This window comes from Agrococcus pavilionensis RW1 (genome assembly GCF_000400485.1).
GTDB lineage: Bacteria > Actinomycetota > Actinomycetes > Actinomycetales > Microbacteriaceae > Agrococcus > Agrococcus pavilionensis.
Window position 1 is genome coordinate 43,720 of record NZ_ASHR01000030.1, and the last position, 21,298, is coordinate 65,017.

Here is a 21,298-nt window from a genome sequence, read left to right on the forward strand (position 1 = left end):
CCATGAAGACCCGATTCACGATGCCCGACGACACGTCGATCGCCTACGAGCGCGACTTCCGCGCCCCGGCCGCCGAGGTCTGGCGGGCCTACACCGACCCCGAGGTCGTCCGCACGTGGCTCCTCGGCCCCGACCCCGAGACCGAGTTCCCCGTGTGCGAGATGGACATGCGCACCGGCGGCTCGTTCCGCTGGGTGTGGGTCGACGCCGAGGGCGAGCTCGAGATCGCCGGCGAAGTGCTCGAGGCCGACGAGCCCCGCCGGCTCGTCTCGACCGAGCGGATGGGCGGCTCGGCGATGGGCGGCATGGATCTGCCGCCGACGCACAACGTCGTCACCTTCGCGGAGTCCGACGGCGTGACGACGATGCGGACCGTCATCACGTACGCGTCGAAGGAGCACCGCGACGGCGCCTACGCGAGCGGCATGGCCGATGGGATCGAGGCGGGCTTCGATCGCCTCGACCCGTACTTCGCGAGCCTCACCGCGCGCTGACGGCGGGCTGCGGGCGGCGCCGGCGAGAGCCGGTTGCCGCCCGCTCTCGCGCGCCGCGAGCATCACGATCCGGTCACGGAAGCGGCACCGGTTTGACATGCGCGCACGCCTCTTGCATGCTCGAACCTGAAACCTGAACCACCTGTCAGGTTTGGAACCGTGAAGCCGCACGAGGGAGTGCTGTCTCGCCAGTCGAGCAGCGCCCTGACGGGGCTCGCACCGCTCGAAAGGCAACTCATGCGCAGGACAACGAAGTTCGCCGGCGTGGGCGTCGCCCTCGCCGCGCTCGCGCTCACGGCGTGCGCGCCGACCGCGTCGACCACCTCGCCCTCCACCGCCGGCTCCGAGGGCGCGGAGGAGACCGTCGCCGTCAACGTGGGCATGATCACCTCGATCACCGGCCCGCTCGCGGCGTACGGCGCCGCCTACCAGCAGGGCTTCGAGGCGGGCCTCGACTACGCGACCGACGGCACCGGCGAGATCGACGGCGTAGAGCTCACGATCGAGTGGGTCGACGACCAGGGCAACCCCGACACGGCCGTCACGCAGGCCAAGGACCTCATCGGCCAGGGCTTCCAGGTGCTCGGCGGTTCGGCCGCCTCGGGCGTCGCCCTCGCGGTCGCCGAGCAGGCGGCGCAGAACGACGTGCTCTTCCTCTCGGGCCCGGCCGCCGCCGACGCCATCACGGGCATCAACGAGCAGACGTTCCGCTCGGGCCGCCAGACGCTGCAGGACGTCGCGACTGCCGCGACCTTCCTCGACAGCGTCGAGGGCTCGAACATCGTCGTCTTCGCGCAGGACAACGCGTTCGGCCAGGGCAACGTCGCCTCGGTCGAGGCCGTGCTCGGCGCGGAGGGCGCGAACGTCACGCCCATCCTCGTCGCCGAGGACGCGACGGAGTTCACCCCATTCGCGCAGCAGATCTCGGCGGCCTCGCCCGACCTCGTCTTCGTGGCGTGGGCCGGCGCGACGACCGGTGCGATGTGGGAGGCGCTCGCGCAGCAGCAGGTGCTCGCCTCGACGACCGTCGTCACGGGCCTCGCCGACCGCGCCTCGTACCAGGCCTACGGCCCGGGCTCGGCCGACATCCAGTTCCTCAACCACTACTTCCCGCAGGCGACCGACACCGAGGCGGCGCAGGCGATGGATGCGTTCCTCGAGGCCGAGGGCCAGGAGGCCGACCTCTTCACCGTCGACGGCTTCGTGGGCGCGCAGATGCTCGTGCACGCGATCGCCGAGGGCAAGGGCGACACCGCCGCGATGATCGAGGCGCTCGAGGGCTGGACCTTCGAGTCGGTCAAGGGCGAGCTCACCATCCGCGCCGAGGACCACGCGCTCATCCAGCCGATGTTCCAGGTGCGGCTCGTCGACGAGGCCGGCACGTGGGTGCCGGAGCTCATCGAGGTCGCCGACGCCGAGGCCGTCGCGCCGCCGGTCGCGGGCGAGTGAGGGTGATGCAGTGATGGTCGACCGACCCGCGCTCCAGCTGGACGCCGTCGGCCTGCAGATCGGCGGCGCGCGCATCCTGCACGACGTCACGATGCAGGTCGGGACCGGCGAGATGGTCGGGGTCATCGGCCCCAACGGCGCTGGCAAGACCACGCTGTTCAACATCATCTCGGGCGTCATGATCCCCACGAGCGGCACCGTCCGCCTCGCGGGGGACGACGTCACCGGTCACAAGGTGCACCAGCGGGCGCGGGTCGGTCTCGGCCGCACGTTCCAGACCTCGAGCGTCTTCGCCGGCCTCACGGCGGGCGAGAACGTGCGCCTCGCGGCGCAGTCGAAGCTCGGGGGAGCGACGAGTCCCTGGAGGTTCCCCCGGCAGGGCGACGACGCGGCGCAGGTCGCGGACCGCTGCCTGCAGGAGGTCGGCCTCGCCCACCACACCGACACGGCTGCGGGCGTCCTCTCGCACGGCGACAAGCGCAAGCTCGAGATCGCGATGCTCATCGCGACCGAGCCGGAGGTCGTGCTGCTCGACGAGCCCATGGCGGGCGTCGGCTCCGGCGACGTCGCGGGCCTCGTCGAGGTCATCCGGCGGCTCCACGCCTCTGGCCGCACCGTGCTCATGGTCGAGCACCACATGGAGGTGCTGCTCGGCCTCGTCGACCGCGTCGCGGTCATGCACCACGGCGAGCTGCTCGCGATCGACACCCCCAAGGCCGTCATGGCCAATCCGCAAGTCCAGAAGGCCTACCTCGGGGAGACCGTGTGACCGCCATCCTGACCGTCCGCGGCCTCGACGCGCGGATCGCCGGCCAGCAGGTCGTCGAGGGCGCCTCGTTCGAGGTCGCCGAGCACGGCGTCACCGCCCTCCTCGGCCGCAACGGCGTCGGCAAGTCGTCGAACATCAAGGCGCTGCTCGGCCTCTACGAGCGCTCGGGTGAGGTGACGTTCGCGGGCGAGCGCATCGACCGGCTCATGACGCACCGCATCGTGCAGCGCGGCATCGCCTACGTGCCCGAGGATCGCGAGGTCTTCGGCGGCCTCACGGTCGAGGAGAACCTGCGGCTCGCCGAGCGCGGCGGCGCCCCGAACCGCGGCATCGTCGCCGAGCTCTTCCCCGAGCTCATCCAGCGCGCCAAGCAGCAGGCCGGCACCCTCTCGGGCGGCCAGCAGCAGATGGTCTCGCTCTCGCGCGCGCTCATGAACGACAACCGGCTGCTGCTCGTCGACGAGCCGACGAAGGGCCTCGCGCCCCTCATCGTCGGCACCGTCACGAAGGCCCTCGAGGCCGCGGCCGAGCGCACGCCCATGCTGCTCGTCGAGCAGAACCTGCAGGTCGTGCGCGCGCTCGCGCACTCCGTCATCGTCCTCTCCGGCGGCCGCGTGGTCCACACGGGCCCGGCCGCCGACTTCCTGGACTCCGACCTCGTGCACCGGCACCTCGGCGTCTCGACCGACGAGGAGGCAGCGTGAGCACCGTCCTGCTCCTGCTCATCACCGGCATCGGCCTCGGCGCCCTCTACTTCCTCGTCGCGAGCGGCCTCTCGCTCATCTACGGGCTCATGGGCGTGCTCAACTTCGCGCACGGCTCCTTCCTCACCCTCGCCGGCTTCCTCGGCTGGGAGGTGGGGCGGCGGATCGGCGACGGCACCTGGGCGGGACTGCTCACGGGCATGCTCGTCGGCCTCGTCGTCGGCGCGGTCGTCGCGGCGCTCACCGAGCTCATCTTCATCCGGCCGCTCTACAACCGGCACATCGAGCAGGTGCTCGTCACCGTCGGCCTCGGCCTCGCCTCCGTCGCGCTCTTCGAGGGCATCTGGGGCACCGACCCCATCCAGATCCGCCTGCCCGAGTGGCTCGGCGGCACGACGGACGTGCTCGGCGCCAACATCCCGAACGACCGCTGGCTGCTCATCGCCACCGCCGTCGTCGTGCTCGTGCTCATCGTGCTCTTCCTGCAGCGCACGAGCTACGGCCTCGTCATCCGCGCGGGCGTCGAGAACCGCACGATGGTCACCGCGCTCGGCATCGACGTGCGCCGCGCCTTCACGATCGTCTTCGCGATCGGCGGCGCCGCAGCCGGCCTCGGGGGCGTGCTCGCCTCGGTCTACTACGGCCAGGTCGGCGCGCACCAGGGCACGAGCCTGCTGATCTACGCGTTCATCGTGACCGTCATCGGCGGCCTCGGCTCCCTCACGGGCGCGGCCATCGCATCCGTGCTCGTCGCCGTCATCCAGCAGTTCGCGAACTTCTACCTCGGCGGCACCGGCGACCTCGCCATCGTGCTCGCGCTCGCCGCGGTGCTGCTCGTCCGACCGACCGGCCTCATGGGCAAGGTCAAGCACTAGGAGATGAGCGTGCGCACCTTCTTCACCTCCGTCTGGGGCAAGCTCGTCGTCGGCGCCGTCATCGTCGGCGTCGCCGCGATGCTGCCGCTGCTCGCGATCGACATCCCCGGCATCCTCCCGGGACCGACCTACACGCCCGGCACCCTCACGGTGCTCGCGTACGCGATGCTCATCGCCGCGCTCGCCCTCAGCTACCACCTGATCTTCGGCGTCGCGGGCCTGCTCTCGTTCGGCCACGCGATGTTCTTCGCCGCCGGCGCCTACGGTCTCGGCATCATCCTCAAGCTGCTCGCGCCGAGCGGCATGCCCGCCGAGGCCGTCTTCCTCGTCGCGATCGTGCTGACCCTCGTCATCGCGCTCGTGCTCGGCAACCTCGTCGGCGCGCTCGCGCTGCGCGTCACCGGCATCTCGTTCGCGATGGTGACGCTCGCGGTCGCGCAGGCGATGAACGTCATGATCCGCCGCAACGTCGGCGGCCTCACGGGCGGCGAGGAGGGCGTGCGGCTGCCGGTCGACGTCGTGCCCGACGTGCTCGTCGGGGTCGTCAACACGCGCAACCTCTACTGGCTCGCGCTCGCGATCCTCGTCATCGTCTACCTCGCGTGCGTGTGGATCGAGCGCTCGCGCCTCGGCCACGTCGTCGCGGCGGCGCGCGAGAACGAGCTGCGCGTGACGGTGCTGGGCCTTCGCCCCTACTTCGTGCGCCTCTTCCTCTTCGCGGGCGCCGCGGTGCTCGCCGCCGTCGCCGGCATCGGCTTCATGCTGCTGCAGTCGAGCGCGACGCCCCGCATCTCGACGAGCGACTTCACGCTCACGCTGCTCGTCATCGTCGTGCTCGGCGGCGTCGGCTACCGCTGGGGCGCGATCGTCGGCGGCATCGTCTACACGCTGCTCGACCAGCGGCTCGCGGCGCTCGCCTCGGCCGAGTGGATCCGGGGGCTGCCCGACGTGCTGCGGATCCCGCTCTCGGAGCCGCTGTTCATCCTCGGCATGCTCTTCGTGCTCGTCGTGATGTTCGCGCCCGGCGGCATCGTCGGGCTCTCGCACCGCGTGACGCAGCGGCGCGGCAGCAAGCGCGACGTCGCGGAGCCCAAGGCGCTCCAGGACATGGAAGCCTAGGACGATGGCACCCGATGCGCTGACGCTCGGCCGCTGGACCACCGACCGCGCCGCGATCGACCCGGCCCGGCCGGCGATCGTCGACCGCGGCGTCGCGGTCTCCTACGGCGAGCTCGAGGCGCGCGCGACCGCGCTCGCGCACGCGCTCGGCGAGGCCGGGCACGGACGCGGCGCGCGCATCGCGACGGTGACGGGCTCGACCGCCGACCAGGTCGTGCTGCTCTTCGCGTGCGCGAAGGCCGGCGCGATGCTCGTGCCGCTCTCGTGGCGGCTCACGGCGGGCGAGCTCGCCGAGCAGCTGCGCATCGCCGACCCCTCGCTCCTGCTCGTCGAGGACGACCACCGGCCCGTCGCCGAGGCCGCGCTCGACCGCCTCGCCGGGCACCGCATCCCCACGACGGCCCTCGGCGCCGCAGGGATCGAGACGGCGGTGCCGGATGCGTCGGTGCACCTCGGGCACGGAGCCCCGGTCGACGACGACGGCCTCCTCATGCTCTTCACCTCCGGCACGACGAGCGCCCCGAAGGCGGTCGTGCTGAGCCACGCGAGCTGTGCGTGGAGCAACCTGTCGCTCTCGCGCGCGACGCCCATGACGCCCGACGACGTCGTGCTGCAGGTGCTGCCGCAGCACCACGTCGCGGGCTGGAACATCCAGCCGCTGCTCGCGTGGTGGGTCGGCGCGCGCGTCGTGCTCGAGCGCACCTTCGACGCGGGCCGCGCGCTCGCGCTCATCGAGCGGCACCGCGTGACCGCGACGATGGGTGTGCCGACGACCTACCGCGCGCTCGTGCAGCACCCCGACTTCCTCGCCCGCGACCTCTCGAGCCTCACGACCGCGATCGTCGGCGGGGGCATGCTCGATCCGCGCGCGACCGAGCTGCTGCGGCGGCAGGGCGTGCCGGTGCGGCAGGGCTACGGCCTCACCGAGGCGGCGCCGAACGTGTCGCTCGCGCGCGACGAGAGCGACGACGGCACCGCCGGGCGCCCCTACCCGCACGTCGACGTCGCGCTGCTCGTCGACGGCCGCGTGCAGACCGCGCCCGGGCGGGGCGAGCTGCTCGTGCGCGGGCCGGCGCTCTTCCAGGGCTACTTCCGCGACCCCGAGGCGACCGCCGAGGCGCGCTTCGGATCGTGGCTGCGCACGGGCGACCTCGTCGAGCGCGACGCGGCCGGCCGCATCCGCGTCGTCGACCGCATGAAGGACATCGTGCGCTCGGGCGCCGAGTCGATCGCGCCGATCGAGGTCGAGCTCGCGCTGCTCGAGCACCCCGCGGTCGCCGAGGCGGCGGTCGCGGGCGTGCCGAGCGAGCGCTGGGGCGAGGAGGTCGTCGCGTGGCTCGTGCTCGAGGGTGAGGCGACCGAGGCCGAGCTGCGTCGGCACCTCGACGGCCGCATCGCCGACTTCAAGCACCCGAAGCGCTTCGTGGTCGTCGACGCGATCCCGCGCACGAGCACGGGCAAGCCGCTCCGCCGCGCGCTCACCGCGTCGCTCGAGCAGCAGGGAGCGGCGTCGTGAACCAGCCGAGGACGAAGCGCGGCGAGCAGACGAAGGCGAAGCTGCTCGCGGCCGCAGAGGGCGTCTTCGCCGAGCAGGGCTACCAGGCGGCGTCGATCGCCCGCATCACCGAGCGCGCGAGCGTCGCCCAGGGCACGTTCTACCTCTACTTCGAGTCGAAGCTCGACCTCTTCGAGCAGCTCGTCGACGACCTCAACCGGCGCGTGCGGAAGGCGATGAGCGACGGCGCCGCGCGCGGCTCGAACCGCGCCGAGGCCGAGCGCGAGGGCTTCCGCGAGTTCTTCGCCTTCACCGCCGAGCACCCCGCGCTCTACCGCGTCGTGCGCGAGGCGGAGTTCGTCTCGCCCGGCGCGATGCGCGCGCACTACGAGCGCATCGTCGAGGGCTACCGCGAGGGCCTCGAGCGCGCTCGCGCCGCCGGTGAGATCGGCGACGTCGACCCCGAGGTCGCGGCGTGGGCGCTCATGGGCGTCGGCGAGATGATCGGGATGCGCTACGTGCTGTGGCCGACGGGCGACGACGGCCCGTACGGCACCGGCGCGACGCCCGTGCCCGACGATGTGTTCGACGAGATGGTGGCGTTCGTGCAGCGCGCGCTCGGCACCGCCCCGTCGGAGTTGACCGCTGCCGCTCCCGCGGCTCGAACCCAGGAGGACTCATGAGCACGCTCTCCGGCCGCAGGGCCGTCATCACGGGCGGCGCCGCGGGCATCGGCGCCGCGATCGCCCGCTCGTTCGCCGCGGAGGGCGCGCACGTGGTCATCGCCGACCGCGACGCGGCCGCCGCCGCGGCGCTCGCGAGCGAGCTCGGCGGCGAGTCGTGGGAGGTCGACCTGCTCGACGTCGGCTCGCTCGAGTCGCTCTCGCTCGAGGCCGACATCCTCGTCAACAACGCGGGCATCCAGCGCGTCGCCCCGATCGAGAGCTACGAGCCCGAGATGTGGCGCCGCATCCACACCCTCATGCTCGAGGCGCCCTTCCTGCTCATCCGCGCGGCGCTTCCCGGCATGTACGAGCGGGGCTTCGGCCGCATCCTCAACCTCTCGAGCGTGCACGGCCTCCGCGCATCCGCCTTCAAGTCCGCCTACGTCGCCGCGAAGCACGGCCTCGAGGGGCTCTCGAAGGTCACGGCGCTCGAGGGCGCGCCGCACGGCGTCACCTCGAACTGCATCAACCCCGGCTACGTGCGCACCGCGCTCGTCGAGGCGCAGATCGCCGACCAGGCGAAGACGCACGGCATCCCCGAGTCCGACGTGCTCGAGCAGGTCATGCTCACCGAGGCGGCCGTCAAGCGGCTCGTCGAGCCCGAGGAGGTCGCCTCGCTCGCGACCTGGCTCGCCGGCCCGCACGCGGGCATGGTCACGGGCACCTCGTACGTCATGGACGGCGGCTGGAGCGCCCGATGACCACCGCGACCCCACCCACCTCGGCGGAGCAGCCGCTGCGCGTCGCCGTCGACGGCGGCGAGCTCGCCGCGACCGTGTGGCGGGCGGATGCGCCGGGCACGCCCGTCGTCGCGATCCACGGGATCACGGCGAACCACCGCTCGTTCTCGCCGCTCGCCGAGCGCCTGGGCGCCCCCGTGCTCGCCGTCGACCTGCGCGGCCGCGGCGGCTCGCGCGCGCTGCCCGCGCCGTTCAGCATGGTGCAGCACGCCGAGGACGTCGCCGCGGCGATGCGCGCCGCGGGCTTCGGGCGAGCGATCGTCGTCGGCCACTCGATGGGCGCCTACGTCGCGACCCGGCTCGCGAGCGCGCACCCCGAGCTCGTCGCCTCGCTCGTGCTCGTCGACGGCGGCCTGCCGCTGCGGCCCGCACCCGAGGGCTCCGACCTGAGCCCCGAGGACGTGCTCGGGCCGGCGATCGAGCGGCTGCGCATGACGTTCCCCGACACCGCCGCCTACCGTGACTTCTGGCGCCAGCACCCGGCCTTCGGGCCCTACTGGAGCCCGGCGATCGAGGAGTACGTCGACTACGACCTCGTGCCCGACGCGCGGGAGGAGTCGGAGGGCTTCGCGCTGCGCCCCTCGGCGAACCCCGACGCGGTCGTCGCGAACCTCGTCGAGCTCGACGGCCGCGGCGGCTACACCGAGGCGCTCGAGGCGCTCGAGCTGCCGATCGCGCTCCTGCGGAGCCCGCGCGGCCTGTTCGACGAGTCGCCGGGCCTCTACGATGACGAGTGGCTCGCGACATGGCGGTCGCGGCTGCCCGGACTCGAGGTCGACGACGTCGAGGACACCAATCACTACACGATCCTGATGGGCTCGGGCGTCGACGCGGTCGCGGCCGTCGTCGCGCGCCTGCAGGCAGCGGGGCAGGGATCCCGCACGGAAGGGGCACGCTGATGGCGATCGACAAGACCTACGGCTCGGCGGCGGAGGCCGTCGCCGACATCCAGGACGGGGCGACCCTCGCGGTCGGCGGCTTCGGCCTCTCCGGCAACCCGATGGCGCTCATCCGCGCGATCGAGGAGCGGGGCGTCAAGCACCTCAAGGTCGTCTCGAACAACTGCGGCGTCGACGACTGGGGGCTCGGGCTCCTGCTCCGCAACGGCCAGATCGACAAGATGACCTCGTCGTACGTCGGCGAGAACAAGGAGTTCGAGCGCCGCTACCTCACGGGCGAGCTCGAGCTCGAGCTCACGCCGCAGGGCACGCTCGCCGAGAAGCTCCGCGCGGGCGGCTCGGGCATCGCCGCGTTCTACACGCGCACGGGCGTCGGCACGCAGGTGCAGGAGGGCGGACTGCCGCAGCTGTACAACCCCGACGGCACGGTCGCCAAGGCATCCGCCCCCAAGCCGACCGCGACGTTCGACGTCGACGGCACGCCTACGGAGTTCGTGCTCGAGGAGGCCATCACGACCGACTTCTCGCTCGTGCACGCGCTGCGCGGCGACCGGCACGGCAACCTCGTCTTCAACAAGGCCGCCCGCCAGTTCTCGCCGCCCGCGGCGATGGCGGGTCGCATCTGCATCGCGCAGGTCGAGGAGCTCGTCGAGCCGGGCGAGATCGACCCGGATGCGGTGCACCTGCCGGGCGTGTTCGTGCACCGGATCGTCGAGGTCGGCACCGACATCGAGAAGCGCATCGAGCGACGCACGGTCCGAGAAGACTGAGGGCGAGAGGAGACCAGCCATGGCACTGACCCGCAACGAGATGGCCGCGCGCGCAGCGAAGGAGCTCGAGGACGGCATGTACGTCAACCTCGGCATCGGGCTGCCGACGCTCGTGCCGAACTACGTGCCCGACGACGTGACCGTCGTGCTGCAGAGCGAGAACGGCATCCTGGGCGTCGGCCCGTACCCGACCGAGGACGCGGTCGACCCCGACCTCATCAACGCCGGCAAGGAGACGGTGACGACGCTCCCGGGCACGTCGTTCTTCGACTCGGCGACGTCGTTCGCGATGATCCGCGGCGGCAAGATCGACGCCGCGATCCTCGGCGCGATGCAGGTGTCGGCCTCGGGCGACATCGCCAACTGGATGATCCCCGGCAAGATGGTCAAGGGTCCCGGCGGCGCGATGGACCTCGTGCACGGCGCCGCGAAGGTCATCGTGCTCATGGAGCACACCGCGAAGGACGGCTCGGCGAAGATCCTGCACGCGTGCTCGCTGCCGCTCACGGGCAAGGGCGTCGTGGACCGCATCATCACCGACCTCGCGGTGCTCGACGTGACGCCCGAGGGGCTGCGGCTCGTCGAGCTCGCGCCGGGCGTGACGATCGAGGAGCTGCGCGAGAAGACCGAGCCGGAGATCCTCGAGTGACGACGATCCTCGCGGGGATCGAGCAGTCGAGCATCCGCACCGAGCGGCTCGCCGCATCCGTGCTCCGCCGCGAGGTCGATGGTGCGGAGGGTCAGCGACCCGTCGTGCTCATCCACGGCAACGTGTCGTCGTCGCTGTTCTTCCAGCCGCTCATGCTCGCGCTGCCGCGGCCGTCGATCGCGATCGACCTGCGCGGCTACGGCGACAGCGAGACGCTGCCGGTCGATGCGACGCGGGGCCTGGGCGACTTCGCCGACGACGTCGCCTCGGTGATGGATGCGCTCGGCCTCGCCGACGCCCACCTGCTCGGCTGGTCGATGGGCGGCGGCGTCGTCATGCAGCTCATGCTCGACCGGCCCGACCTCATCCGCTCGGTGACGCTCATGGCGCCCGTGCCGCCGCACGGCTTCGGCACGCGGCTCGACGGGTCGCTCTGCACGCCGGATGCGGCGGGCACGGGCGGCGGGGGAGCGAACCCCGACTTCGTCGCGCGGCTCGCGGCGGGCGACGCGACCGACGAGGCGCCCACGAGCCCGCGGAGCGTCTTCCGCTCGAGCTACGTCGCACCGGGCTTCGCCGACGAGCACGAGGACCTCTGGGTCGAGTCGATGCTCTCGACGAAGACGGGGCCCGACAACCAGCCGGGCGACGGTGTCGCGTCGGAGTCGTGGCCGGGCTTCGCGCCGGGCACGCGCGGCATCCTCAACACGATGTCGGCGGCGCACCTCGACCTCACCGGCATCGTCGCGATCGAGCGGAAGCCCGCGATCCTGTGGGTGCGGGGCGCGCACGACGCGATCGTCTCGGACGAGTCGTTCTTCGACGTCAACACGCTCGGCAAGCACGGCGTCGTGCCGGGCTGGCCGGGCGAGGAGGCGGCGCCGCCGCAGCCGATGATCGCGCAGACGCGGCGAGTGCTCGACGAGTACGCCGCCGCTGGCGGTGCCTACGAGGAGCTCGTGTTCGAGACGGCGGGCCACTCGCCGCACATCGAGGAGCCGGAGCGCTTCCGCGACGCCTTCCTGCGCCACATCGAGGCGAACGACTAGCCCAATTCCCCGGCGAAGTCCAGGCAAGACGAAGGCCCCGCATCCGTCACTCGGATGCGGGGCCTCGCGCGCTCGAGCGACTACTCGGTCGCGGTGAGCGAGTCGACGTACTCCTGGTTCTCGCTGATCCAGGTCGCGACGACCTCGGGGTAGTCGCTCTGCGTCGCGTCGCTGTTGAACATCGCGTTCTCGAGCGAGAAGAGCAGCTCCGAGTCCATCTCGAACGCCTGCAGCCACGCGGTGAGCTGCGGGAAGTCCTCCTCGAAGCCCGTGCGGGCGATCGAGTGGATGCCCTCCGCGGCACCGAGCGTGCCCTCGGGGTCCTCGAGGTCGCGGATGGGGAACTCGTCGTAGGCCCAGTGCGGGCGCCACAGCGTCACGACGATGTTCTCGCCGGCGTCGATCGCGCCGCTCAGCTCGGCGAGCATCGCGGGCGTCGACGAGGTCACGAACTCCATGCCCTCGAGGCCGTAGGTCGGGATGACCGAGTCCTGCGTCGCGCCCGTGAGGCCCGCGCCCGGCTCGATGCCGACGATGCGGTTGCCGAACGCGTCGGCGTTGTCGGCGAGCTCCTCGATCGAGGTGATCGGGGCATCCTCGTTGACCGCGAGGGTCAGCACGGCGTCGTCGTTCCACGAGCCGAGGTCGACGAGGTCGTCGCCGAACTCGGTCATGTAGTCGGCGTGCGTCATCGGCAGCCAGCCGTCGAGCGTGACGTCGTAGTCGCCGCCCGCGACGCCCGCGAAGACGGGGCCGGCGTCGGCGTACTCGAGCTCGACGTCGTAGCCCTGCTCCTCGAGGATCGCCTCCCACAGGTAGGAGACGGCCTCGCCCTCGGGCCAGCCGTTGAAGACGCCGATCGTCAGGTCGGTCTGGTCGCTCGTCGACGCGGCGTCGCCCTCGGGGGCCTCCGCCTCGTCGCCGCTCGACGAGCAGCCGGCCAGGGCCAGCGCTCCGACGGCAGCCACGGCCGTCGCGCGGATGAATCGCTTGTGCATGCTGTGTCCTTCCTCGTTCCGTATCTTTCGTCCGTCGGCGGCCACCTGAGCGGCCGCCGAAGTCTCAGCGGCCGCTGCCGGCCGGTGCCGTCTCGACGGCCGCGACCGCGGCGACGTCGTGCGGCGATGCGGCGCTCGACGCGCGCGCTGCGATCCGTCGCCGCGAGCGCAGCTTCGCGACGGGGCTGTGCGCCTGCAGGCTGCCGAGCGCGTTCGTCACCCGGTCGAGCACGATCGCGAGGATCACGACCGACAGGCCCGCTTCGAAGCCGAGCCCCACGTCGATGCGCTGCAGCGCCTGCACGATGTCCTGCCCGAGCCCGCCCGCGCCGACCATCGCCGCGATGACGACCATCGAGAGCGACAGCATGATGATCTGGTTGACGCCCGTCATGATCGTCGGCAGCGCGAGCGGCAGCTGGATCTGCCGCAGGATGCGACCGGGGGAGGCGCCGAAGGCGGCGCCCGCCTCGACGATCTCGCGGTTGACGCCGCGGATGCCGAGCTCGGTCAAGCGCACGCCGGGCGCCATCGCGAACGCGATCGTCGCGATGATGCCGGGCACGACGCCGATGCCGAACAGGATGATCGCCGGGATGAGGTAGACGAACGCCGGCATCGTCTGCAGGAAGTCGAGCACGGGGCGGACGATCGCCGAGACGGTGTCGGAGCGCGCCGCCCAGATGCCGAGCGGGATCGCGAGCAGCAGCGCGAGCAGCGCCGCGACGACCGTGAGCGCGAGGGTCGCCATCGCGTTGTCCCACTGGTCGACGAGCACGATCACGACGAGCCCGACGACCGTGCCCACGCCCATCCGCCACCCCCGCACGAGGAAGGCGATCAGGGCCAGCACGACGATCATGACGATCGCGGGCGGCTCGGTGAAGACCATCTCGACGACGTCGAAGACGCCGGCGACGACCGTGCGGATCACGTCGAAGAGCACGGCGAGGTTGTCGGTGATCCAGTCGACGCCGGTCTCGACCCAGTCGCCGAGCGGCAAGCGGATGTCATCGAGCATCGGAGACCTCCTGGGAGTCGAAGCGAGCGGTCGCGTCGTCGAGCGTCTGCGCGACGAGCGCGGGGTCGAGCGCCGGGGGGAGGTCGACGATCGCCATCTCCGAGGTCTCGGTCGGCACGTTGCCGAGCGCCGCGAGCAGCATCACGCGCGGGATGACGCCGAGCAGGCGATCGCCGCCGTCGACGACCGCGATCGGCAGGCCGCTCGTGACGGCGAGCTCGGGCAGCTCGGCGAGGCTCGTGTCGGGCGAGACGCGGTGCACGTCGGCGTCGACGAGCGGGCGCAGCTCGCGGTGCCCGCGCTGCACGGCGCGCAGCACGTCGCGGTCGCGCACGGCGCCGAGCACGGTGCGGCCGGGGCCCGTGACGAGCAGCGTCGAGCTCTGCACGTCGCGCATCGCGCGCAGCGCGCCGCGCGGTCCGACGGTGACGGGCACGGATGCGGCGGGCGGCTCCATCACGCTCGCCGCGGTGAGCACGCGAGTGCGGTCGACGTCCTGCACGAACTGCGCGACGTAGTCGTTCGCGGGATCGGTGAGGATCTCCTCGGGGCTGCCGATCTGCACGATGCGGCCGTCGCGCATGACCGCGATGCGGTCGCCGAGGAACATCGCCTCGTTGAGGTCGTGGGTGATGAAGACGATCGTCTTGCCGAGCTCGGCCTGCAGCTCGACGAGCTGCTCCTGCATCTCGCGGCGGATGAGCGGGTCGAGGGCGCTGAAGGCCTCGTCCATGAGCAGCACGGGCGTGTCGGCGCACAGGGCGCGGGCGATGCCGACGCGCTGCTGCATGCCGCCGGAGAGCTCGCTCGGGAGCCGCTCCTCCCAGCCGGAGAGCCCGACCCGGCGCACGACGTCGCGCGCGAGCTCGAGGCGGCGCTCGCGGTCGACGCCCTGGATCTCGAGCCCGTACGCGACGTTGTCGAGCACCGTGCGGTGGGGCAGGAGCGCGAAGTGCTGGAACACCATCGAGACCTGCGAGCGGCGCACGGCGCGCAGGCGCTTCGCGTCGACGCCGGTCACGCGCTCGCCGTCGATCTCGACGGTGCCGTGGGTGGCGTCGAGCAGCCCGTTGAGCATGCGGATGAGCGTCGACTTGCCGGAGCCCGAGAGCCCCATGACGACGAAGATCTCGCCGCGCCGCACCTCGAAGGAGGCGTCGATGACGGCGGCGGTGCCGAGCTTGGCGACGTCCTCTCGGGAGGCGCCGGCGGCGAGGCGGTCGGCGGCCTCGAGGGCGCGGCGGCCGAACACCTTCGTGAGGTGCTCGACGCGCACGGCGATGTCGTCGGCGCCACGGGTCTCATCGGCACCCCCGGCGCGCGCGATCACTTGCGGTTCGGTCACGGTCACTCCTGCCACGCCGCGAGGGCGTTCAGTCGAGGACGGGTGCCACCGCGCCGGCGGTGTGTCGTCTGCCGTCCATCGACGACGGAGGTCGTCTGCGAAGCGGCACCATACGCTCGTCGACAGCTGGGAAGCCGACGGTCGCGTCCAATGGGAAGGGCGGCCAGCCGTGGCCGCCGCAGATCGACGTTACCCCACGTCAGAAGAAGAGCTACGAGCGCCGATCGGCCGCAACCGCGGAATCACGCGGATGGCGATGGATCCTCACCGCGGAAACGTGATGGTTTCGTTATAGCCAGGTCTCAGCGACCTACTGCCACCACGGCCGCTCGCGCTGCGCCGCGCGCCGGGCGGCTTCGAGCTCGGCGAGCTCCTCGTGCCGCTCGCCGATCTCGTGCACGGCCGACACGCAGCGCTTGACGAGCGCCTCGAGGTCGTCGAGCTCGTGGCGCTTCGCGGCGCCGATCACGATCGCCGCGCACGCCTCGGCGTCGCCACCGGCGTCGTGGTGGCGGAAGTCGTCGAAGCCCGCGGCGAGTGCCGCGACTGGCAGCCGGTACGACTCGAGCGCGAACGTCTTGCGGGCGATGCGCAGCGAGTCGGTCCAGCGCATGTCGGGCACGGGCAGCCGCGCGGCCTTCGCCGCCGCGCGCATGACGCCCTTGTCGAAGCCCGCGTTGTGCGCGACGTAGATGTCGTCGCCGCCGAACTCGAGGATGAGCCGCTGCGCCTCGGCCCAATCGGGGGCATCGAGCACCTGATGGGCGTAGATGCCGTGGATGCGCGTGTTCCACTCCCAGAACTCGTCATGCGGGAAGGACGGCCGGATGAGCGTCGAGAAGCGATCGACGATGAGCCCGTCGCGCACCTTCACGAGGCCGACCGCGCACGCGGAGGCGGCGCTGCCGTTGGCGGTCTCGAAGTCGATTGCCGTGAAGTCGAGCGCCATGTGACCAGTCTCCCAGTCGGCGCCCACACCGCTGGGCGACCCACGGCATCCGCCCCGGTCTGCCAGCATGGATGCGTGACCAACCCGACGCTCGACGCCCTGCGCGACATCGACGCGACCGATCACGCCGGCGCGTGGGCGATCGTGCGCGAGGCTGAGCTCGTCGTGCCCGCGGTCGTCGAGAACCCGCGCGACCCGGGCTCTGGCCGGTTCCTCGTCGTGCCGCACGGCGAGCTGCAGCTCGTCGTCGCGTTCACGTCGACGAAGCGCATCGGCGGCTTCGTCACGAAGACGCGCCGACACCTGAAGCTCACGGGCGCCGAGCTCGCCGCGGCGATCCCCGAGGGGCACGCGATCGTGCTCGACCCCGGCCACGACGACGGGCGCGTGTTCCTGCCCGACGTGCTCGACGCGGACGCCGACGCGGCTTCCTAGGCCAGCCGCTCCTCGATCGCCGCGCGGAGGCGCTCGAGGTCGGCGCCATCCTCGAAGCGCGCCCACCGGTCGAGCTGCGCGACGACCCACCGCCAGTGCTCGCGCTGCAGCACGATCGCCAGCATCCGATGCGCCGGAGGCCAGCCGAGCGCGTCGTGCTCGTCGGCGAAGGCGGCGGATGCGCGCCAGCCGGCATCGCGCACGCACGCGCTCGTGGTCACCGAGCCGATGTCGAGATCCACCACATCGGTGGATGCGCTGTTGTCGACGCACGCGTCGACGAGCTGCCAGTCGCGCACAGGCAGCTCGATCTGCACGTACTCCATCGGCGGCGGTCCCGATCGCTCAGGTGCACTCGCCGGTGCGCCCGATGCGGTCGACGGCGTTCGAGACGCCCTCGAGCGCGGTCACCGCGCTCACGACGTTCGTGTCGATGACGACCTCGGTCGCGGGGGAGCGGCCGTAGCTCACGAACGTCCAGACGTTCTCCTCCTGCGCGACCTCGAGCCAGTCGACGGGGCCGACCTGGATGCAGCGGTTCGCCGACGGCGCAGGCTCCGGCATGCCGCAGCGCAGCGTCACCGCGCTCGGGTCGCCCCACGCGGCCGTCGCTTGCGACGTCGTGTCGCGGCGCTCGAGCGGCTCGGGGAGGCTCGCATCGCCGAGCTGCTCGGGGAGCGAGACCGAGACGCGCGCGCACCCGGGGTCGGATGCGTCGTCGGCGGCCGGGAGCGTCACTGCGCGAGCGCAGCCGGTGAGCGCGAGGAGCGCGGCGGCAGCGGCAGCGAGGGGGAGGAGGCGCACCCGTCGAGCCTACCGAGGGGCCTGCGAGTGCTGCCCGGCGCGGCACCGCCGCCGCGGGACCCCTCCCACCCAGCGGGACCTGGTGCACCGGGTCCCGCGCGGTCGAAGGGGTCCCGGACGGAGCGCATCGGCCTTCCCGGCTAGCGTTGCCGACATGGACGACGCGACGCTGGCCGACGTCGGCGAGCTCGAGGTGCTGCGCCGGTTCCTGCCGCTCCTCCCGACGGGCGACGCGACGCTCGTCGGCCCCGGCGACGACGCGGCGGTCGTGCGGGCGCCCGACGGCCGCTTCGTCGTCACGACCGACACGATGCTCGAGGGCGCCGACCTGCGGCTCGACTGGTCGAGCTGGCACGACCTCGGCTGGAAGGCCGCCGCCTCCAACCTCGCCGACATCGCCGCGATGGGGGCCGTGCCCACCTCGCTCGTCGTGGCGCTCGCGGTGCCCCGCGCGACGCTCGTGCGCGACCTCGAGCGCTTCGCCGAAGGCCTCGCCGACGGCATCGCCGCGATGGCGCCCGGCTGCGGCGTGGTCGGCGGCGACCTCGGCACCGCCGAGCGCGTCACGATCGCAGTGACGGCGTTCGGCGACCTGCGGGGCGCGGATGCGGTGCTCCGCTCGGGCGCGCGGGCGGGCGACCGCGTCTGCGCCGTCGGCACCCTCGGCATGTCGGCGACTGGGCTCGGCCGCCTGCTCGCCGCGAGCGCCGAGGCCGGCGGCACGCTCGAGCCCGGCGCCGCCGAGCGACTCGCCGCCGACGATGCGACCGTGCGCATCCACCTCGCCCCGACCGCGCCCGTCGCGGCGGGGCCCGCGCTCGCGGCGATGGGCGGCACCGCGATGCTCGACGTCTCCGACGGCCTCGCGCTCGACGCCGCTCGTGTGGCCCGCGCATCCGCCGCCCGCATCGCGCTCGACGGCGCCGCCGTCGATGCGCTCGCGGCGCGGCTCGGCGTCGCGCGCGACGCGGTGCTCCACGGCGGCGAGGACCACGCGCTGCTCGTGACGCTCCCGCCGAGCATCGACCTCCCGACCGAGGTCGCCGGCGCGCCGCTCACCGAGCTCGGCGTCGTCGAGGCGGGCGAGGGCGTCACGCTCGACGGCGCGCCGGTCGAGCCGCGCGGCTGGGACCCCTACCGCGCCTGAGGCGGCAGGCGCGGGTCAGCCGTCGACCGTCGTCCCCGCGGTCGCGAGGTAGTGCAGCGTCGTGTCGCCGTAGTCGCGCGCCCGCTCGAGCACGAGGTCGCCCGGCAGGTCGAGGGCGCCCGAGCGCTTCGACTGCTCGACGACGACGACCGCGGGGTGCGACAGCAGCGGCGCGAGCGTCGCGAGCACGAAGCCGATCTCGGCGGGCGGCAGGTCGTAGGGCGGGTCGATGAAGACGAGGTCGAACTGCCGCCCCGAGCGCTGCAGGAACTGCGCGACCGACACCGGCTCGACGACGGCGCGCGCCGCGCCCGCCTTCGCGACGGCCGCGGCGTTGCGCTCGGCGACCTTCGCCGCAGCGCGATCGCGCTCGACGAGCACGACGGTCTCCGCGCCGCGGCTCGCGGCCTCGAGGCCGAGCGCGCCCGAGCCGGCGTAGAGGTCGAGCACGTTCGCGCCGTCGCACAGCCCGCGCGCGTCGAGCGCGCTGAAGATCGCCTCGCGCACGCGCTCCGACGTCGGCCGCGTGCCCCGCAGCGGCACGTGCAGCCGCAGCCCGCCCGCGAGCCCTCCGATGATGCGCGTCACGGACACATCCTGACGCATGAGCACTGTGCGGATGCGCCAGGGCGCGTGGGCGGGAGCGCCTACCCTGGGCGAGTGGTGTCGAAGGCAGCCGGCGGAGCGCTCCCCGAGGGGCTCGAGCGCCCGCTCGAGCGGCTGCTCGGGAAGGCGCAAGCGGGGAAGCTGCATCGCGCGTTCGGCCTCGAGACGGTCGGCGACCTGCTGTGGCACCTGCCGCGCCGCTACGCGAAGCGCGGCGAGCTCACCGAGCTGCGGAGCCTCGTGCCGGGCGAGCACGTCACGGTCGTCGCGAAGGTCCGCAGCGTCGAGACGCGCGACCTGCAGCGCGACGCGCGGGGTCGGCCGCGGAGCCTCACGAGCATCACGATCACCGATGGCTCGAGCGAGCTCGAGCTCGCCTTCTTCAACCAGGCGTGGCGGAAGGCCGAGCTGCACCAGGGCGTCACCGCGCTCTTCTCCGGCGTCGTCGGCGACTACAAGGGCAAGCGGCAGCTGACCCACCCCGACTACGAGCTCTTCGACGAGGAGGCGGGCGTCGACGCCGAGCGGTGGGCGCAGCAGCCCGTGCCGATCTACCCGGCGACGCAATCGCTCGCGACGACGAAGATCCAGGCGATGGTCGCGCAGGCGCTCGACTCGCTCGACGTCGTGCGCGACCCCGTGCCGGCGGAGGTGCGCGCCGAGCACGGCCTCATGTCGCTGCTCGAGGCGCTCCGCATGGCGCACCAGCCCGAGACCGAGCGCGACGCCTACCGCGCCCGCCACTCGCTCGCGTGGCAGGAGGCGTTCCTGCTGCAGACCTACCTGCTCGCCACCCGCGACTGGTTCGACACCCTCCCCACCCAGCCGAGGCATCCGGGTGCCCTGCTCGAGCGCTTCGACGCGGGCCTGCCGTGGCAGCTGACCGATGACCAGCGCGCGGCGGGCGACGCGATCGCCGCCGACCTCGCGAGCGGCACCGCGATGCACCGGCTCGTGCAGGGCGAGGTGGGCTCGGGCAAGACCGTCGTCGCGACCCGCGCGATGCTCACGGTCGCCGAGTCGGGCGGCCAAGCGGCGCTCCTCGCGCCCACCGAGGTGCTCGCGGTGCAGCACCTCCGCTCGATCGTGCGCTCGCTCGGGCCCGACCTCGCCGCCGAGCTGCAGCCGACGCTCCTCACCGGTCAGATGCCGGCCGCCGACCGCAAGCGCGCGGCGCTCGCGATCGCGGCCGGCTCCGCGCGCATCGTCGTCGGCACGCACGCGCTGCTGAGCGAGCGGACGACCTTCGCCGAGCTCGCGCTCGTCGTCATCGACGAGCAGCACCGGTTCGGCGTCGCCCAGCGCGAGGCGCTGCGCGCGAAGGGCATCCACCCGCACACGCTCGTGCTCACTGCGACGCCGATCCCGCGCACGATCGCGATGACGGCGTTCGGCGACCTCGACGTCTCGACGATCCGCTCGCTGCCGGCGGGCCGCAGCCCCATCAAGACGTTCGTCGTCGACCCCGTCGAGCGCCCGGGCCACTTCGCGCGCGTCTGGGAGCGCATGCGCGAGGAGCTCGACGCGGGCCGCCAGGCGTTCGTCGTGTGCCCCGCGATCTCGCCGGGCAAGCTCGAGGGCATCGACCGGAGCGACGACGAGGCGGATGCGTCGGCGGGCGCGCGGCCGCTGCCTCCCGTCGACGACGTGGTGACGACCCTCGATCGGCTGCGGAAGCATCCGGCGCTGCGCGGCAAGGAGCTCTCGCAGCTCACCGGCGCCGACACGACCGAGCAGAAGGACGCCGTCATGCGCGCGTTCCGCGACCGCGAGATCGACGTGCTCGTCGCGACGACCGTCATCGAGGTCGGGGTCGACGTGCCGAACGCGACGATGATGGTCGTCCTCTCAGCCGATCGCTTCGGCGTCTCGCAGCTGCACCAGCTGCGCGGCCGCGTCGGCCGCGGCGAGCACGCCGCCGTGTGCATGCTCGTCTCCTCCGTCGACCCCGAGAGCACGGCGCGCGAGCGGCTCGACGCGGTCGCCTCGACGCTCGACGGCTTCGAGCTCGCCGAGGTCGACCTCGAGCAGCGCGGCGAGGGCGACGTGCTGGGCGCCGCGCAGTCCGGCGGGCGGAGCGGCCTGAAGGTGCTGCGGGTCGCGCGCGATGTCGGCATCATCGAGGCGGCTCGCGACGCCGCGCGCGCGGTGCTCGACGCCGATCCGAAGCTGCTCGCGAACCCGGCCCTGCGGCTCGCGGTCGACCGGCGGCTCGACCCCGATGCTCGAGCGGCGCTCGTGACGGCGTGACCTCCG

The 21,298-nt window shown here is 72.7% G+C and carries 23 protein-coding genes; 16 read left to right on the forward strand and 7 right to left on the reverse strand.

Translation table 11 applies throughout. From position 1 onward, the window contains the following. The first annotated feature begins 2 nt into the window (after positions 1-2). The 13 genes from L332_RS25060 (at position 3) to L332_RS25115 (ending at position 11,737) form a co-directional block, all read left to right on the forward strand. Positions 3-494 (forward strand): SRPBCC domain-containing protein, encoded by a 492-nt coding sequence (locus L332_RS25060; RefSeq protein ID WP_021011058.1) that lies wholly within the window; start codon positions 3-5, stop codon positions 492-494. A gap of 237 nt (positions 495-731) precedes the next feature. Further along, entirely contained in the window at positions 732-1,943 is a 1,212-nt protein-coding gene (locus L332_RS25065) for a substrate-binding domain-containing protein (protein WP_031223971.1), read from the forward strand. Positions 1,944-1,956: 13 nt separating this feature from the next. Then, positions 1,957-2,712 carry an ABC transporter ATP-binding protein gene (locus tag L332_RS25070; protein ID WP_021011060.1) on the forward strand — a complete coding sequence of 252 codons (756 nt, stop codon included), beginning with the start codon at positions 1,957-1,959 and terminating at the stop codon, positions 2,710-2,712. After that, complete coding sequence (locus tag L332_RS25075; protein WP_021011061.1) at positions 2,709-3,416, forward strand: ABC transporter ATP-binding protein; 708 nt, start codon at positions 2,709-2,711, stop codon at positions 3,414-3,416. Before L332_RS25070 ends, L332_RS25075 begins: the two co-directional genes overlap by 4 nt. After that, positions 3,413-4,291: a branched-chain amino acid ABC transporter permease gene (locus tag L332_RS25080; RefSeq protein ID WP_021011062.1), complete on the forward strand. Its 879-nt coding sequence runs from the start codon at positions 3,413-3,415 to the stop codon at positions 4,289-4,291. Before L332_RS25075 ends, L332_RS25080 begins: the two co-directional genes overlap by 4 nt. Before the next feature lie 9 nt (positions 4,292-4,300). Continuing rightward, complete coding sequence (locus L332_RS25085; protein WP_321163272.1) at positions 4,301-5,410, forward strand: branched-chain amino acid ABC transporter permease; 1,110 nt, start codon at positions 4,301-4,303, stop codon at positions 5,408-5,410. A 4-nt stretch (positions 5,411-5,414) separates the two neighbouring features. After that, entirely contained in the window at positions 5,415-6,926 is a 1,512-nt protein-coding gene (locus tag L332_RS25090) for a class I adenylate-forming enzyme family protein (protein ID WP_021011064.1), read from the forward strand. After that, positions 6,923-7,588, forward strand: a complete 666-nt coding sequence (locus L332_RS0115465; protein WP_021011065.1) for a TetR/AcrR family transcriptional regulator — start codon at positions 6,923-6,925, stop codon at positions 7,586-7,588. The genes L332_RS25090 and L332_RS0115465 overlap by 4 nt, the downstream gene beginning before the upstream one ends. Continuing rightward, positions 7,585-8,331: a 3-hydroxybutyrate dehydrogenase gene (locus L332_RS25095; RefSeq protein WP_021011066.1), complete on the forward strand. Its 747-nt coding sequence runs from the start codon at positions 7,585-7,587 to the stop codon at positions 8,329-8,331. The genes L332_RS0115465 and L332_RS25095 overlap by 4 nt, the downstream gene beginning before the upstream one ends. After that, positions 8,328-9,269, forward strand: coding sequence for an alpha/beta hydrolase (locus tag L332_RS25100; protein ID WP_021011067.1), 942 nt, complete (start codon positions 8,328-8,330; stop codon positions 9,267-9,269). Before L332_RS25095 ends, L332_RS25100 begins: the two co-directional genes overlap by 4 nt. After that, positions 9,269-10,039: a CoA transferase subunit A gene (locus L332_RS25105; protein ID WP_021011068.1), complete on the forward strand. Its 771-nt coding sequence runs from the start codon at positions 9,269-9,271 to the stop codon at positions 10,037-10,039. Before L332_RS25100 ends, L332_RS25105 begins: the two co-directional genes overlap by 1 nt. A gap of 19 nt (positions 10,040-10,058) precedes the next feature. Continuing rightward, positions 10,059-10,688 (forward strand): CoA transferase subunit B, encoded by a 630-nt coding sequence (locus tag L332_RS25110; protein ID WP_021011069.1) that lies wholly within the window; start codon positions 10,059-10,061, stop codon positions 10,686-10,688. After that, positions 10,685-11,737: an alpha/beta fold hydrolase gene (locus tag L332_RS25115; protein WP_021011070.1), complete on the forward strand. Its 1,053-nt coding sequence runs from the start codon at positions 10,685-10,687 to the stop codon at positions 11,735-11,737. Before L332_RS25110 ends, L332_RS25115 begins: the two co-directional genes overlap by 4 nt. 80 nt (positions 11,738-11,817) lie before the next feature. On the opposite strand, the gene L332_RS25120 is transcribed toward L332_RS25115, so the two are convergent. The 4 genes from L332_RS25120 to L332_RS25135 form a co-directional block, all read right to left on the reverse strand. Further along, on the reverse strand, positions 11,818-12,735 hold the full coding sequence (locus L332_RS25120; RefSeq protein ID WP_021065068.1) for a glycine betaine ABC transporter substrate-binding protein: 918 nt from the start codon (positions 12,733-12,735) through the stop codon (positions 11,818-11,820). 64 nt (positions 12,736-12,799) lie between these two features. Next, complete coding sequence (locus L332_RS25125) at positions 12,800-13,756, reverse strand: ABC transporter permease (RefSeq protein WP_021065069.1); 957 nt, start codon at positions 13,754-13,756, stop codon at positions 12,800-12,802. After that, positions 13,746-15,032, reverse strand: coding sequence for a quaternary amine ABC transporter ATP-binding protein (locus L332_RS25130; RefSeq protein ID WP_052588726.1), 1,287 nt, complete (start codon positions 15,030-15,032; stop codon positions 13,746-13,748). Before L332_RS25130 ends, L332_RS25125 begins: the two co-directional genes overlap by 11 nt. A 379-nt stretch (positions 15,033-15,411) precedes the next feature. Continuing rightward, on the reverse strand, positions 15,412-16,050 hold the full coding sequence (locus L332_RS25135) for a 3'-5' exonuclease (RefSeq protein WP_021011072.1): 639 nt from the start codon (positions 16,048-16,050) through the stop codon (positions 15,412-15,414). A gap of 75 nt (positions 16,051-16,125) precedes the next feature. On the opposite strand from L332_RS25135, the gene L332_RS30385 reads away from it, so the two are divergent. Beyond that, a complete protein-coding gene (locus tag L332_RS30385) occupies positions 16,126-16,485 on the forward strand; it encodes an SseB family protein (RefSeq protein WP_021011073.1) in 360 nt (119 codons plus the stop codon). On the opposite strand, the gene L332_RS25145 is transcribed toward L332_RS30385, so the two are convergent. Both L332_RS25145 and L332_RS25150 read right to left on the reverse strand, forming a co-directional pair. Beyond that, positions 16,482-16,811, reverse strand: coding sequence for a hypothetical protein (locus L332_RS25145; RefSeq protein WP_021011074.1), 330 nt, complete (start codon positions 16,809-16,811; stop codon positions 16,482-16,484). The genes L332_RS30385 and L332_RS25145 overlap by 4 nt on opposite strands. Positions 16,812-16,830: 19 nt before the next feature. After that, complete coding sequence (locus L332_RS25150; RefSeq protein WP_021011075.1) at positions 16,831-17,289, reverse strand: DUF3515 family protein; 459 nt, start codon at positions 17,287-17,289, stop codon at positions 16,831-16,833. Between the two features lie 154 nt (positions 17,290-17,443). On the opposite strand from L332_RS25150, the gene thiL reads away from it, so the two are divergent. Then, entirely contained in the window at positions 17,444-18,436 is a 993-nt protein-coding gene (thiL, locus tag L332_RS25155; protein ID WP_021011076.1) for a thiamine-phosphate kinase, read from the forward strand. A 15-nt stretch (positions 18,437-18,451) separates the two neighbouring features. Here thiL and rsmD read toward each other — a convergent pair whose 3' ends face one another. Beyond that, the gene (gene rsmD, locus L332_RS25160) at positions 18,452-19,024 is read right to left on the reverse strand and encodes a 16S rRNA (guanine(966)-N(2))-methyltransferase RsmD (RefSeq protein WP_021011077.1); all 573 of its coding nucleotides are present in this window, start codon (positions 19,022-19,024) and stop codon (positions 18,452-18,454) included. A 72-nt stretch (positions 19,025-19,096) separates the two neighbouring features. Here rsmD and L332_RS25165 point away from each other — a divergent pair, with 72 nt between their 5' ends. After that, positions 19,097-21,292, forward strand: a complete 2,196-nt coding sequence (locus tag L332_RS25165; protein ID WP_021011078.1) for an ATP-dependent DNA helicase RecG — start codon at positions 19,097-19,099, stop codon at positions 21,290-21,292. Positions 21,293-21,298 lie beyond the last annotated feature (6 nt).

Coding starts and splice junctions, on each gene's coding strand:
- thiL (WP_021011076.1), top strand. CDS start 17,444: ATGGACGACGCGACGCTGGCCGACGTCGGCGAGCTCGAGGTGCTGCGC.
- L332_RS25105 (WP_021011068.1), top strand. CDS start 9,269: ATGGCGATCGACAAGACCTACGGCTCGGCGGCGGAGGCCGTCGCCGAC.
- L332_RS25145 (WP_021011074.1), bottom strand. CDS start 16,811: ATGGAGTACGTGCAGATCGAGCTGCCTGTGCGCGACTGGCAGCTCGTC.
- L332_RS25070 (WP_021011060.1), top strand. CDS start 1,957: ATGGTCGACCGACCCGCGCTCCAGCTGGACGCCGTCGGCCTGCAGATC.
- L332_RS25060 (WP_021011058.1), top strand. CDS start 3: ATGAAGACCCGATTCACGATGCCCGACGACACGTCGATCGCCTACGAG.
- L332_RS25125 (WP_021065069.1), bottom strand. CDS start 13,756: ATGCTCGATGACATCCGCTTGCCGCTCGGCGACTGGGTCGAGACCGGC.
- L332_RS25110 (WP_021011069.1), top strand. CDS start 10,059: ATGGCACTGACCCGCAACGAGATGGCCGCGCGCGCAGCGAAGGAGCTC.
- L332_RS25120 (WP_021065068.1), bottom strand. CDS start 12,735: ATGCACAAGCGATTCATCCGCGCGACGGCCGTGGCTGCCGTCGGAGCG.
- L332_RS25135 (WP_021011072.1), bottom strand. CDS start 16,050: ATGGCGCTCGACTTCACGGCAATCGACTTCGAGACCGCCAACGGCAGC.
- L332_RS25100 (WP_021011067.1), top strand. CDS start 8,328: ATGACCACCGCGACCCCACCCACCTCGGCGGAGCAGCCGCTGCGCGTC.
- L332_RS25095 (WP_021011066.1), top strand. CDS start 7,585: ATGAGCACGCTCTCCGGCCGCAGGGCCGTCATCACGGGCGGCGCCGCG.
- L332_RS25065 (WP_031223971.1), top strand. CDS start 732: ATGCGCAGGACAACGAAGTTCGCCGGCGTGGGCGTCGCCCTCGCCGCG.
- L332_RS25090 (WP_021011064.1), top strand. CDS start 5,415: ATGGCACCCGATGCGCTGACGCTCGGCCGCTGGACCACCGACCGCGCC.